General features: G+C 58.6%; 12 protein-coding genes and 2 pseudogenes. 9 read left to right on the top strand and 5 right to left on the bottom strand.

The window, feature by feature from the left end; translation table 11 throughout:
* Positions 1 to 125 precede the first annotated feature (125 nt).
* A pseudogene (locus tag JNB91_RS12520) lies at positions 126 to 1,124 on the top strand (Mu transposase domain-containing protein); the annotation flags it as partial.
* Entirely contained in the window at positions 1,033 to 1,767 is a 735-nt protein-coding gene (gene istB, locus JNB91_RS12515; protein ID WP_220325838.1) for an IS21-like element helper ATPase IstB, read from the top strand. The pseudogene JNB91_RS12520 and the gene istB, both read left to right, overlap by 92 nt.
* 141 nt (positions 1,768 to 1,908) lie before the next feature.
* On the opposite strand, the pseudogene JNB91_RS12510 reads toward istB, so the two are convergent.
* The 5 genes and pseudogenes from JNB91_RS12510 to JNB91_RS12490 form a co-directional block, all read right to left on the bottom strand.
* Positions 1,909 to 2,211, bottom strand: a pseudogene (locus JNB91_RS12510) (DDE-type integrase/transposase/recombinase); the annotation flags it as partial.
* Between the two features lie 56 nt (positions 2,212 to 2,267).
* Entirely contained in the window at positions 2,268 to 2,408 is a 141-nt protein-coding gene (locus tag JNB91_RS12505; RefSeq protein WP_220325850.1) for a hypothetical protein, read from the bottom strand.
* Positions 2,409 to 2,535: 127 nt separating this feature from the next.
* Entirely contained in the window at positions 2,536 to 2,730 is a 195-nt protein-coding gene (locus JNB91_RS31145) for a hypothetical protein (protein ID WP_262928004.1), read from the bottom strand.
* 267 nt (positions 2,731 to 2,997) lie between these two features.
* Positions 2,998 to 3,180, bottom strand: coding sequence for a hypothetical protein (locus JNB91_RS31625; protein WP_220325849.1), 183 nt, complete (start codon positions 3,178 to 3,180; stop codon positions 2,998 to 3,000).
* 1 nt (position 3,181) lies between these two features.
* Positions 3,182 to 3,883 (bottom strand): GntR family transcriptional regulator, encoded by a 702-nt coding sequence (locus tag JNB91_RS12490; protein WP_220325837.1) that lies wholly within the window; start codon positions 3,881 to 3,883, stop codon positions 3,182 to 3,184.
* Positions 3,884 to 4,032: 149 nt separating this feature from the next.
* On the opposite strand from JNB91_RS12490, the gene JNB91_RS12485 reads away from it, so the two are divergent.
* The 7 genes from JNB91_RS12485 (at position 4,033) to JNB91_RS12455 (ending at position 12,732) form a co-directional block, all read left to right on the top strand.
* A complete protein-coding gene (locus JNB91_RS12485) occupies positions 4,033 to 5,535 on the top strand; it encodes an ABC transporter substrate-binding protein (RefSeq protein ID WP_220325836.1) in 1,503 nt (500 codons plus the stop codon).
* A 53-nt stretch (positions 5,536 to 5,588) separates the two neighbouring features.
* Positions 5,589 to 6,506 (top strand): ABC transporter permease, encoded by a 918-nt coding sequence (locus JNB91_RS12480; RefSeq protein WP_220325835.1) that lies wholly within the window; start codon positions 5,589 to 5,591, stop codon positions 6,504 to 6,506.
* A complete protein-coding gene (locus JNB91_RS12475; protein WP_220325834.1) occupies positions 6,503 to 7,396 on the top strand; it encodes an ABC transporter permease in 894 nt (297 codons plus the stop codon). The genes JNB91_RS12480 and JNB91_RS12475 overlap by 4 nt, the downstream gene beginning before the upstream one ends.
* A 9-nt stretch (positions 7,397 to 7,405) precedes the next feature.
* Positions 7,406 to 8,794: a M20 family metallopeptidase gene (locus JNB91_RS12470; protein WP_220325833.1), complete on the top strand. Its 1,389-nt coding sequence runs from the start codon at positions 7,406 to 7,408 to the stop codon at positions 8,792 to 8,794.
* A complete protein-coding gene (locus JNB91_RS12465) occupies positions 8,791 to 10,419 on the top strand; it encodes an ABC transporter ATP-binding protein (RefSeq protein ID WP_220325832.1) in 1,629 nt (542 codons plus the stop codon). Before JNB91_RS12470 ends, JNB91_RS12465 begins: the two co-directional genes overlap by 4 nt.
* A 410-nt stretch (positions 10,420 to 10,829) precedes the next feature.
* Positions 10,830 to 11,714, top strand: a complete 885-nt coding sequence (locus tag JNB91_RS12460; RefSeq protein ID WP_220325831.1) for an AraC family transcriptional regulator — start codon at positions 10,830 to 10,832, stop codon at positions 11,712 to 11,714.
* Between the two features lie 106 nt (positions 11,715 to 11,820).
* Complete coding sequence (locus tag JNB91_RS12455) at positions 11,821 to 12,732, top strand: ABC transporter substrate-binding protein (RefSeq protein WP_220325830.1); 912 nt, start codon at positions 11,821 to 11,823, stop codon at positions 12,730 to 12,732.
* Positions 12,733 to 12,784: the final 52 nt, after the last annotated feature.

Raw genomic sequence — 12,784 nt, 5'->3', positions numbered from 1 at the left:
CTGAAGCAATGCTGTGCAGATGAAACGACGACTTTCCGAGATCGATTGCGAGCAATTCGAATGTCATGACTTCCTCCTTTGGTGGCCTTTCATTCTGAAGGTTCGGAGGGAGGCGTCCATCCCATAATATGAAGACGGCGGTTGAGGCCGTCTTTATCGGCAAGGAGCGGCTCTACAATCGCCGCTTCCTGCAGATGTGCAGCCATTATCTCGTCCACCCCGTAGCCTGCACGCCCGCATCCGGCTGGGAGAAAGGACAGGTCGAGAACCAGGTCGGTCTTGTGCGAGAGCGCTTCTTCACGCCGCGCCTCAGGGTCAAAAGCCTGGAGGAACTCAATGTCTGGCTGCTCGACAAATGCGTTGCCTATGCCAAGGCCCATAGCCATCCCGAACAGACGGCGCAGACAGTCTGGCAGATGTTCGAGGCTGAACGTGGCAGTCTTGTGCGTTATGTCGGCCCATTCGATGGTTTCCACAGCGTTCCGGCCTCGGTGTCGAAGACATGCACCGTCCGCTTCGACAACAACAAATACTCGGTCCTGTCGACTGCCGTCGGCCGCCCAGTCGAGGTTCATGCCTATGCTGATCGGATCGTCATCAAACAGGATGGAGTGACGGTCGCGGAACACCAGCGCAGCTTCGGCCGTGGCGATACAGTCTATGATCCCTGGCACTATGTCCCTGTCCTTGCTCGCAAACCTGGTGCCTTGCGCAACGGCGCTCCCTTCCGCGAATGGGTTCTGCCAGCCGCCATGGAGAAGGTCCGCAAGCGATTGAAGAGCGTCGATGATGGTGATCGGCAGATGGTCACCATACTCGGGTCGTTCCCGCCGATGGTCTCGCAGCCGTTGAGGCTGCCTGCCAGGAAGCGCTCGATCACGGCGTCTGCTCGGCCTCGGTGATCATCAATATTCTGGCGCGAAGCCGCGATCCGGCTCCCACAGCCACCCTACAAATCCCGGATGCGCTTCGGCTTGCCCATGAGCCGGTCGCCGACTGCGCCCGTTACGACAGGCTCAGGAGAGTAAGTTGATGGAACGCACACAGGTTCTCGAACTGATGAGCACGCTGAAGCTCTACGGAATGCGCAGCGCCTACGACGAGGTTATGGGAAACGGCATTAAACGGCAGCACGAGCCGCCCCACATTGTCGGCGACCTCCTGCAGTCGGAGATCGCCGAGAAACAGGCACGCTCAATCCGCTACCAACTCACCATCGCCAAGCTACCGCTGGCGAAAGAGATCGACGACTTCGATTTTGCAGATACGCCCATCAATGAACCTCTGGTCCGGGAACTGGCAACCGGCACCTTTGTTGCCGACCAGCGCAACGTCGTCCTCGTCGGCGGCACGGGAACAGGTAAGAGCCATTTGGCCATCGCGATTGCCCGTGCGCTCATCCGTAACGGGACGCGCGGGCGCTTCTATAATGTCGTTGATCTGGTCAATCGCCTGGAAACGGAAACGCGCAACGGCAAGCAAGGTCGAATAGCCGATTACCTCACGCGCCTCGACTTCATCATCCTCGATGAGCTCGGCTATCTGCCGTTTGCGCAGGCCGGAGGCCAGCTCCTCTTCCACCTGATCAGCAGGCTCTACGAGCGCACTTCGGTCATCGTCACAACAAACCTGGCCTTCGGCGAATGGCCGTCGGTATTTGGCGATGCCAAGATGACGACAGCGCTTCTCGACCGCCTGACCCATCACTGTGAGATCGTGGAAACTGGAAACGAGTCCTGGCGCTTCAAGAACCGCTCTCAAAGCTAAAGCCGAAGATACCCATCACCCGCACTTGGCCTACCCTCTGCAATCCCGGCCAGCGCCGGGCAGGCCAAGCGCTGATCGCCTAAAGGGGGGTGAATATTGGACGCCGATAAGGGGTCAACACTCCGAGCCGATTGACAGTCAGCTCATCGAGTGAACCAGATTGTGGTGCTTGAGGAACGGGGCCCAGTCCATGCTGGTGAACTGCGAACCCTGATCCGAATGAACCAGCACCTTGTCCTTCGGCTTTCGCCTCCACACCGCCATGAGCAGAGCCTGCAATACGACGACCGTGGTCTGTCGGCTCTGCATCGCCCAGCCGATGACCCGGCGGGAATAGAAGTCGATGACAACCGCAAGGTACGCGAAGCCCTCGCAGGTTCGGATGTGGGTGATATCCGTGACCCAGGCATTGTCCGGAGCCGATACGTCAAATTCACGGTTTACCTTCATGCGTTCGAGCGGGTTCGAACAATAGGCGCATTGCAGCGGACATCGGTGTGTCAGTCCGGCCAGAAGACCTTTTCGGGTGATAACAGCGCCCAGGCCTGCCGGATCCCGTGATATTGCTGCCGCACATGCGGCTTCAGCGTTGGGATAGAGCCGGAAGACAGGCGGGTGCGCTGCCTTTGCGATCCCATCATGGCAGCTTCGGATCGAAGGCACCGGGCGGGATATGGCCGTGTTCGCCGTAAGCCTGTTCCAGCGCGTCCAGCATGGCCCAGAGCAAATCGCATTTGAACACGACAGCATCGACACCGCATGCTGCTTTTACGCCGTGTCCGCCTCCTGCCGGACATAGGCGAGGGCATAATCGGCATCCCGCGACGCCTGCACCGGCCTCGGCTTGAAATATTCGAGAATATCCTCCCTGATGTAATCATACCTTGCAAGCATGGCAGGCACCCGCTCGCTGATGATAACCGGCGAAAAGAGCTCGGTCACGGAACAGGCGACCGCTTCCAGAAGGCTTTTATCGGTGCAGAATGAGAGATAGGCACCGACAACAAAGCGGGTGGCCGGTAGCCCCCCCGCTGGCTCGCCACAAAATCCCGATCGAGCCCGAGGCCCGTCGCAAGTCTGAGCCAGCGTGCGATTCCGCCATTCCAGCCATCATCGCCGGAATATGCAGGTGGCCCATGCGTTGCCGACCAGGTCGGAAGCCTGCGCCCGGCGCGAATGTTCAAACAGAGGAGGTGACCTGCAATCGACACCTGCAATTCAAGTTCGCATTCATCCTGCGGTGGATGGCGGCGTAACGCCGGCCGGCATCGGCTTTTCTGGCGGCACGTTGGTGTGTGAATGCACCGACAGGCGGTGAAGGTCAAAATAGACGGGCAGGTGGCGTATAATCACGCCTGCAGTTGCCACGTGCTTCGCGCCTCCCGTGAAGATCCGTTTCTCGGCCACGCCCATCTCAGGCTGAAGGTTGCCGCTGAAGCCAGCGCGCAATCTGTACCCTTTTGGATTCGAGGTGGCGCCTCAGGATTGCGCCGAGCTGCGGCCCATCCCTCGCCTCCAGCGCCACAATCATTTCCTCGTGCTCTTTTATCGCAACCTGCCATTCATCATCGGCAATCCGTGCAATGAAGCGCAATCTGATGGTACGGTTAAAGACAATGCGACGCATCTCTTTGAGCAGTTCATTGTCCGCGATCTCAAAAATGGCATCGTGAATTTGCCGGTTGTAGATGTAATAGCCGTCGAGATCGTTTGCGGCGTGGCGTTCGAGCATCGACGTGTGCATGGAGCGGACATCGTCTAACTGAGCCTCGGTGATGCGTGGAGCGGCAAGCTCCCCCGCCAAACCCTCCAGAGCGCCGATCACGAGGAAGCTTTCGAGTATCTGAGCCTCGGTTATTGTCGCGACGCAAGCTCCGCGGTTCGGGGTCAACACCACCAGCCCTTCCGCCGCCAGTGCACGAATGGCCTCGCGCATGGGGGTTCGCGAGACTGCGAAGCTCTCGCACAAATCCTTCTCGATGAGCTTTGCTCCGGGAGCGATATCCCCGTGCTCTATCATTTCCCGCAGCCGATCGACGATCTTCAGGTGCAAGGTCTGTCGCTCTATTGGCTTGATATTGTGCAAAAAACCGGTCCTTGCGTAAAAAAATGCCAAGTGGTGCTCAGGCTTTAGACGCATTTCGTGACTCGCAAAATTAATCCGGCCTGAACCAACGAAACCTCTTTACAGAATAATGTATACAAAATTAAGCTCCCCACAAATGCAGAAAATGCACACGAAGAAACTTCTTCAAGGGGACCAATATGAGAAAACTTTTTGGTGGCGCGACCGCTGTCATGCTGATTTTGGGAACGGCGCCTGCTCTGGCAGGGCCAGATGACAATTCGCTTGTCTGGGCGTCCGACAGCATGCCGTCCAGTATCGATTTTTATACGCATACGATCCGCGAAGGCATCGTGCTCGGGCACCATATCTGGGACACGCTGATCTATCGCAATAACAAGACCAATGAGATCGAGCCGCATCTGGCGGAGTCGTTCAAGTGGATTGACGATACCACACTCGAATTCATACTGCGCCGTGGCATCAAGTTCCATGACGGCAGCGATTTCACCGCCGATGACGTTGTCGGCACGGTTGAATATGTCACGACCCACACGACCGTTCAGCCGATCTTCTTCCTTGAAGGCGCCGAAAAGATCGACGACTACACCGTACGCCTGAAGACCAAGGGCGTGTTCCCGGCCGTCCTCGAATATCTCGCCAATGTCGTGCCGATTTTTCCGTCCGACTATTATGCGAAAGTCGGCCCGGATGGCATGTCGCGAAAGCCGATCGGCACGGGCCCTTATAGTGTCACCGAAATTACTCCCGGTGAAAGCATCAAGATGGAAGCGTTTCCGGATTATTTCGGCGGCGTAAAGGGCAAACCATCGATCGAGAAGCTCGAATTCCGCCGGGTGGCTGAATTCAACACCCAGGCAATCGAGTTGATGACCGGCAACCTCGACTGGATCTGGCGCGTGCCCCCGGATGCGGTAAAGCAGTTCGAAGGCCAGTCCCAGCTGAAGATCGAATCCGGCGATACGCTGCGTATCGGTTTTATCGGCCTTGATGCTGCCGGCCGTACCGGTGACGGCCCGCTCAAGAAGCTGGAGGTTCGCCGCGCCATCAACCACGCGATCAACCGCGACGGCATTCGTGAGGCGCTCATCGGGCCCGGCTCGAAGACCATCAATGCGACCTGCGCTCCACCGCAGTTTGGTTGCATCGACAAGGACGCTACCGTCTACAGTTATGATCCTGCTAAGGCGAAGAAGATGCTCGCCGATGCCGGTTATGCGAACGGCTTCTCTATCGATTTCTACGGATATCGCGATCGCCCGATCGTCGAAGCCATCATCGGCGATCTGGCAAATGTCGGCATCACCGCAAAGCTCACCATGCTTCAGGCATCGGCCATTGCGCAGGCGAGAACCGAAGGGCGCACACCGATCTGGTTCCAGGCATGGGGCTCGTCTTCCATTCTCGATGCAAGTGCAGGCCCGGGATACTGGTTCGACGGTTCGAGCGTGGACTACGCGCGAGACAAGGAAACGACGGCGCTCCTCAACGAGGGCAACACGACAGTCGATCCGGAAGCCCGCAAGGTGGCCTATGCCAAGGCCATGGCCCGCATTTCGGATCAGGCCTTCACTGTTCCGATTTTCACCTACTCGCTCAACTACGTCTACAACACCAAGTTGAACTTCACGCCGGTGCCGGACGAAACTCCACGCTTCTTTGATGCGAGCTGGAACAAGTGATTGCTTCGTCCCGCGCCGCCAGTGGCGCGGGACCCTCCAATATTCGGTGAGACATGCTGCGCTACTTGATGCAGCGGATCGGTCTGGCGCTGCTTGTTTGCGTGGCCGTTTCGCTACTGGCCTTTACACTCTTGAATGCTTCGGGGGATGTCGCGATTTCGGTTGCCGGCGAAGAAGCAACCGCTGCCCAGATCGATGCGATTCGCGAACAGATGGGCCTCAATCGTCCGCTTCTGGTTCGTTACGGCGAATGGCTCGGCAATGCCGTCCAAGGCGATTTCGGTAATTCCCTCTTCTTTCGCCAGCCGGTCGGAGAACTGATCGCCGACCGTCTTCCAAAAACCATGACGCTCGCTGTCATGTCGCTGGCGGTCATGCTGCTTCTGTCCGTTCCGCTGGGTGTCGTCGCCGCGCTGAGGCCCAACAGCCTGATCGATCGGGCGGCTCTTCTGATCGCCGTGCTTGGCCAGGCAATGCCGAACTTCTGGTTCGCCCTGGTGCTGATCGTGATCTTTTCACTCACTCTCGGGATCATGCCGCCATCGGGATCCGCGACCTTGAAGCACTACGTGCTGCCAGCGATTGCGCTCGGCTATTACTCCACGCCGCCGATGATGCGCCTGATCCGCCAGGGCATGATCGAGGCGCTGTCATCGGACTACATTCGCACGGCACAGGCCAAGGGCATCGGCGCGACGAAGATCATTTTCAAACATGCGCTGCGTAACGCCGTCATCCCGGTTGTTTCACTCTCGGCAGTCCAGTTCGGCAACATGCTGGGCGGGTCGGTGGTCATCGAAGCGGTGTTCGGTATCAACGGACTGGGTTTCCTCGCCTGGGAATCAATTTCCCGCATGGATCTGCCGGTCGTTCAGGCCGTGCTGCTGATCGTGGCAGTCTTCTACATCATCGTCGTTCTGGCGGCCGATTTCATCAATGCCTGGCTTGATCCGAGGATACGTATTTCATGACCAGCCTCGACCTCTCACTGCCCAAGGCGGGCACCGTACGACGCAAAGGATTTTTCGCGCGTGCGATGGCAAATCCCGGTTTCCTGTTCGGCGCCATTCTCCTCGGGCTGATCGTGACCATGGCTATCCTGGCGCCGCTCATTGCTCCCTATGATCCGCTCGCGCAGAACATGCTCAGGCGAACCGTTTCGCCCTTCTGGATGTCGGATGGCAACTGGGCCCATCCCCTTGGAACCGACGGGCTTGGCCGCGATTATCTCAGCCGCATCATCTACGGTGCGCGGATCTCACTGCTGATCGGCATCTTCACGGTGATCTGCTCGGGTATCATCGGAACGGTGATGGGCGTGCTGGCCGGCTATTTCGGCGGCAAGGTCGATCTGGCGATCAATTTTCTCATCATGACGCGGCTGACATTGCCCGTTGTGATGGTGGCGCTCGCAGTGGTCGCGCTGTTCGGCGGATCGCTGATGGTCGTGGTGCTGGTGCTCGGTCTGCTGCTATGGGACCGTTTCGCCGTCGTCATGCGCTCGGCGGTCATGCAGATCCGCAACCAGGAATATATCCAGGCGGCGCAATCGATGGGCTATTCCACGCCCAAGCTGCTGTTCAGGGAACTCCTGCCGAATATCTTCGATCGGCTTGCCGTCATCGCCACGTTCGAGATGGCGCATGCGATCCTGCTGGAAGCGTCATTGTCCTTCCTCGGGCTTGGCGTTCAACCTCCAACGCCATCATGGGGTTTGATGGTCGCGGAGGGACGGCAATATCTGCTGTTCGACAGCTGGCTCATCTTGATCCCGGGCGCGGCGATCTGCGCGCTCGTGCTGGCAATCAACATGATGGGTGACGGTCTGCGTGACGCGATGGCCCCCGACAAAAGAAACTGAGAGATCCACATGACCCGTTCAAATGTAATCGCAGCCGCCGGTGCCTATGTTAACGATGGCGCATTTCTCGCAGACCTGCAGGCGCGCCTCTCGATCCCATCGGAAAGCCCGCGTGACGACAGTGGTCCTGATCATCTCCGCTATCTGAATGAACAGATGCGGCCCCTGCTCGAAGGCATGGGTTTCCGTTGCGAGGTCCTGCCGAACCCCAAGCTCGCCCGTATTCCGGCATTGTTCGCCGAAAGAATTGAAAACCCGGCTTTGCCGACAATCCTCACCTACGGGCACGGTGACGTGCTCTGGGGCATGGAAGGGGACTGGAAAGAAGGCCGTAGCCCCTGGGATGCGACGCTTGCCGGTGACCGTATCTACGGTCGGGGAACCGTCGACAACAAGGGCCAGCACACGATCAATCTTGCGGCTCTCGGTCTTGTCCTGAAGGCGCGCGGCAACCTCGGTTTCAACGTCAAGGTTCTGATCGAGATGGGCGAGGAAAGCGGCTCTCCGGGGCTCGCCGAAATGGCCGAGGAACACAAGGAACTCCTGAAAGCCGATGTACTGATCGCCTCTGATGGCCCCCGCGTTTCGACACATGTCCCGACCGTGTTCCTTGGTGCGCGCGGCGGCCACGGATTTCACCTGATCTGCGATCTTCGCGAGGGGGCACATCATTCCGGCAATTGGGGCGGGCTCCTGCCGAATGCCGGCATCCGGCTGGCTCATGCGCTGGCAACGATTACGGATGCCAAGGGCCGGATCGCCATCCGCGAGTGGACGCCGGGTAAAATTCCGGAAAATGTTCACGCTGCCCTGAAAAAGATCGAGCTGGAGCTCGGACCGGATGATCCTCAGATCGACCCGACATGGGGCGAGCCGGATCTGGTCGGTGCCGAGCAGGTCTACGGATGGTGCAATTTCGAAGTGCTGGCCTATACCTGCGGCCGTCCGGAAGCACCGGTGAACGCCATTCCGGGTTCGGCGAAAGCAACCTGCCAGCTGCGTTACGTCGTCGGCGTCGATCGCGAACGGATATTGCCGGCGCTGCGCGAGCATCTCGATGCTCACGGCTTCCAGGATATCCGGATTGAGCCGATGGACCGCGGCTTTTTCCGTGCGACACGCACGGACCCGGACAATGCCTGGACGCGTCTCGCCGTCGCGTCGATTACCGAAACGACCGGCAAGGAACCTGCCTTGCAGCCGAATTTCGGCGGTTCACTGCCAAACGAGGTATTTGCCGAAACGCTCGGCCTGCCGACGATCTGGATCCCGCATTCACATCCGTCCTGCTCGCAGCACGCACCGGATGAGCACATGATGGTCAGCGTCGCGAAGGAGGCTACCGAGATCATGGCAGGTCTCTTCTGGGATATCGGTGAAGGGAAATTGCAGCGATGACAGAGCCTCTCCTTTCTGTTCGCAACCTGACTGTGGATTTGCCCGCAAGCGGTGACCGCTTGCATGCAGTCAGCGGGCTATCCTTCGACATGTATCCAAACGAGATCGTCTGCGTGGTCGGGGAAAGCGGCTCTGGCAAGTCGGTGACGGCCTTCACCGCAATGGGGCTGTTGCCGAAAGCGCTGAAGGTTGCCGGCGGCGAGATGCTGTTCGAGGGACGGGATCTTTTGAAGATGTCACGCCACGAGCATGCAGGCCTGCGCGGCAAACGCATTTCCATGGTATTCCAGGAGCCCATGACGGCCCTCAACCCGTGTTTTACCGTCGGCGACCAGATCGAGGAGATTTTCCGCACCCATACGAAGCTCTCGAGCGCCGAATGCAAGGCGCGGACGATGGCGCTTTTGGAAGAGGTGCGGCTACCTGATCCGCCGCGGGTCTATGCGAGCTATCCGCATCAGCTTTCAGGGGGTCAACGTCAGCGCATCGTCATCGCCATCGCGCTGGCGATGGACCCGAAGCTGTTGATTGCGGACGAACCGACAACTGCGCTCGATGTAACGACGCAGGCGCAGATCCTGTCGCTGTTCAAGACGTTGAAGACGACCCACAATGCAGGCATTCTGTTCGTCACCCATGATTTCGACGTGGTGGCGGAGATCGCCGATCGTGTCATCGTCATGCAGAAGGGTATCGTGGTCGAGCAGGGGACGGCCGAAGAAGTCCTGAACCAACCGCAGCATCCCTATACGAGGCAGTTGATTGCCGCCGTACCGCGCAAGCGGGAAGGGGCGGCTCCTCCTCTGCAGGAGGAGATCGCGCTGCAGGTGAAGGGGCTGAGCAAGACCTTCCATTTGGGTCGCACGCTGACGCGCAAGGCACGGACGGTGCACGCGCTTCACCCGACGGATTTCACTGTCCGTAAAGGTGAGACCCTTGGTATCGTCGGTGAAAGCGGCAGCGGCAAGACCACCCTTGTGCGTTGCCTGATCCGGCTTCTCGATCCCGACGAAGGCGAAATCTGGATCGGTGACCGCAATTTCGCGAAGGGCTCACGCGAGAGCCTTCGTGCCGCCCGCAAGGATATCCAGATCGTCTTCCAGGACCCATACGGGTCCCTCAATCCCCGCCGGTCGATCGGTGAGCAACTGATCGGGGCGCCGATGAATTTCGGCGTGTCGCGAGATGTCGCATGGGAGCGGGCCAAGCGGCTAATGAAGATCGTCCGTTTGGAAGAGGAGGCGCTCTATCGCTATCCGTCGCAATTTTCGGGCGGCCAGCGCCAGCGTATCTGCATCGCGCGGGCACTTATGGTCGAGCCGAAGGTGCTGATCGCCGACGAGGCGGTTTCGGCTCTTGACGTATCGGTCCAGAAGGAAGTCCTCCAGCTTCTCGCCGATATCAAACGGGACATGGGGCTGACGATCCTCTTCATCACGCATGACCTCCGCGTCGCATCGCAAATCTGCGACAATCTGATTGTGATGAGCCATGGCAAGATCGTCGAACGCGGTACGGTCGATCAGGTCTTTGGCGATGCCCAGGATGCCTATACACGCCAGCTTTTGTCGGCCATGCCTGGCCGTGGCTGGGAGGTGCCTGATCTGGACGCGTTGTCGGCATGAGGTCTTGCGCCAGATAAAATGGTATCGGCTGACAACCCAAAGTGACATGGGTTCCGCGGATGATATCCGTGTCGGAGGACAAACAGCGTTTACCCATCCTGGCTCAGATGTCATGTGTCGGGGCGAGGTAGGCTAGGCGTGCCCGGGCATGGCAAGTGCGTCCGATGGCTAAATCGGGGCTTTCTGTCCCTTCCCGGTTCTCAGTGATGCTAAAGCGACCGTTGCCTACCCGTTTTGTCTGGCCGGGTCACGTCGAGCACGGTATTGTCAAAAAAGTATCAGTTAATTTTTTGCCATGATGTAGATAGCCCGGAAAATCAGTGGTTATGATCTTGGCAATGGTCAAATTTGCAAAGCGGAGGTTTGCAGATTTTTGCCACTGATATGTGCGCTCGGTAGGAGGAGACGCTGTGCAACCCGATCTGGAACTGGTCCATATCCGCAAAGGCGAAACCTTCGCCGCGTGGACCCATGGCTATCCGTTTCGGACGGTCCGTTGGCACTATCATCCTGAATATGAAATCCATCTTGTCGTTGCGACCTCCGGTCGTTTTTACATCGGCGATCACATCGGCCGGTTCGAGCCGGGCCAGTTGATCGTGACCGGCCCCAACCTGCCGCAAAACTGGATTTCCGACATCGAGCCCGATGAAATCGTTCCGGCACGGTCGCTCGTCATTCAATTCCCGCAGAAATTCATCGACGACAGCATTGCCGGCATGGTGGAGATGGAGGCGATCGCTCCTTTGCTGGAGCGCAGCCATCGTGGGCTCCTTTTCGACAATGCAACCAGCAACACGGTGCGGCCGCTGATCGAGCGATTGATCGAAACGCGTGGGTTGATGCGTCTCGCGCTTTTCTGGGAGATTCTCGATGTCCTGGCGAAAGCCCCGGAACCGGAAGTCCTGGCAAGCCTGAGTTACGAACTCGACCTGTCACACATCAACGAGAGCGGTATCAACCGTGCGATCGCGCACTTACGCGAACATCTGACCGACAATATCGATGAACGTGATCTGGCCGATCTTGTCGGCCACAGCCCAAGTTCGTTCTCGCGGGCCTTCAAGCGCCATACCGGCACGACACTGGTGCGCTACAAGAACCAGTTGCGCGTCGATCTCGCCTGCCTGGCGCTGTTGACGCGTCCGGAGGTGAGAGTTGCCGAGATCTGCTACGAAATAGGCTTCTCCAACCTTTCGAATTTCAACCGGCATTTCCAGAAACTGAAGGGAATGTCGCCCTCGCAATTCCGCGCGACTTTCGCGGCCAATGGAGCCTTTAAAGCCGCCGAATAGGCCAGACAACTGAATGCCCCGGCTCGGGGAAAACAATTCGGGGAGCATGGTGCTTTCCGGAAACGGACAGGTGTTGCCTGCCGTCGTCCAAAGGGAGGAATATCGGATGAAAAAGACACTGACCGCGCTGTCGATCGCCGTTGCGACGCTTGCCGCGAGCTCGGCGCTGGCACAGGACGCCAAGCTCAAGATCGGCATGACCTTTCAGGAAATGAACAATCCCTATTTCGTATCGATGAAGGAAGCACTGGACGAGGCAGCCAAGTCTCTGGGGGCGGATGTCGTCGTCACCGATGCCGCCCATGACGTCGCCAAGCAGATTTCCGACGTCGAAGACATGCTGCAGCAGAATATCGACATCTTGCTTCTCAACCCGACGGATTCCGCCGGTGTCGAGGCAGCCGTCAATGCCGCCAAGGCGCAGGATGTCATCGTGGTTGCCGTCGATGCAAATGCCAATGGCCCGGTAGACACTTTTGTCGGCTCCAAGAACAAGGATGCCGGTTACCAGTCGTGCAAGGCACTCGGTGAAGCGCTGAACGGTGAAGGTGAAGTCGCTATCCTCGACGGCATTCCGGTTGTTCCGATCCTCCAGCGTGTCGAAGGCTGCAAGGATGCACTGGCCGAGTTCAAGGGCATCAAGCTCGTCGACACCCAGAACGGCCGCCAGGATCGCTCCGTCGCCCTCGGCGTCGTCGAGAACATGCTGCAGTCGCGTCCTAACCTGAAGGGTATCTTCTCCGTCAATGACGGCGGAGCCATGGGCGCTCTCGCTGCCATCCAAGGCTCCGGCCGCGACGTGAAATTGACCTCTGTCGACGGTGCTCCGGAAGCGGTCAAGGCAATCGCCGACGGCACGCCTTTCATCCAGACCACTGCGCAGTTCCCGCGCGATCAGGTGCGCGTTGGCCTGGCGATGGCGCTTGCCCAGAAGTGGGGCGCTCGCGTCGTGCCGAAGGAAGTGCCGATCGACGTCCGCCCGGTCACCAAGGAAAACGCTGCCGACTTTAGTTGGTAAGCGCCTCCCCAGCGCCCTCGCCACTATGGCGGGGGCGACTTTTCCAATTCGA

The sequence above is a fragment of the Aliirhizobium wenxiniae genome (assembly GCF_019511445.1).
Taxonomy (GTDB): Bacteria; Pseudomonadota; Alphaproteobacteria; order Rhizobiales; family Rhizobiaceae; genus Neorhizobium; species Neorhizobium wenxiniae_A.
The sequence above is the reverse complement of the archived record's forward strand: the minus strand, read 5'-3'. Positions and strand labels throughout refer to the sequence as shown.

Bases quoted from the DNA above. Each gene is read 5' to 3' on its own strand.
- istB (WP_220325838.1), top strand. From the start codon at position 1,033: ATGGAACGCACACAGGTTCTCGAACTGATGAGCACGCTGAAGCTCTAC.
- JNB91_RS12505 (WP_220325850.1), bottom strand. From the start codon at position 2,408: ATGATGGGATCGCAAAGGCAGCGCACCCGCCTGTCTTCCGGCTCTATC.
- JNB91_RS31625 (WP_220325849.1), bottom strand. From the start codon at position 3,180: ATGGGCGTGGCCGAGAAACGGATCTTCACGGGAGGCGCGAAGCACGTG.
- JNB91_RS12485 (WP_220325836.1), top strand. From the start codon at position 4,033: ATGAGAAAACTTTTTGGTGGCGCGACCGCTGTCATGCTGATTTTGGGA.
- JNB91_RS12480 (WP_220325835.1), top strand. From the start codon at position 5,589: ATGCTGCGCTACTTGATGCAGCGGATCGGTCTGGCGCTGCTTGTTTGC.
- JNB91_RS12475 (WP_220325834.1), top strand. From the start codon at position 6,503: ATGACCAGCCTCGACCTCTCACTGCCCAAGGCGGGCACCGTACGACGC.
- JNB91_RS12470 (WP_220325833.1), top strand. From the start codon at position 7,406: ATGACCCGTTCAAATGTAATCGCAGCCGCCGGTGCCTATGTTAACGAT.
- JNB91_RS12465 (WP_220325832.1), top strand. From the start codon at position 8,791: ATGACAGAGCCTCTCCTTTCTGTTCGCAACCTGACTGTGGATTTGCCC.
- JNB91_RS12455 (WP_220325830.1), top strand. From the start codon at position 11,821: ATGAAAAAGACACTGACCGCGCTGTCGATCGCCGTTGCGACGCTTGCC.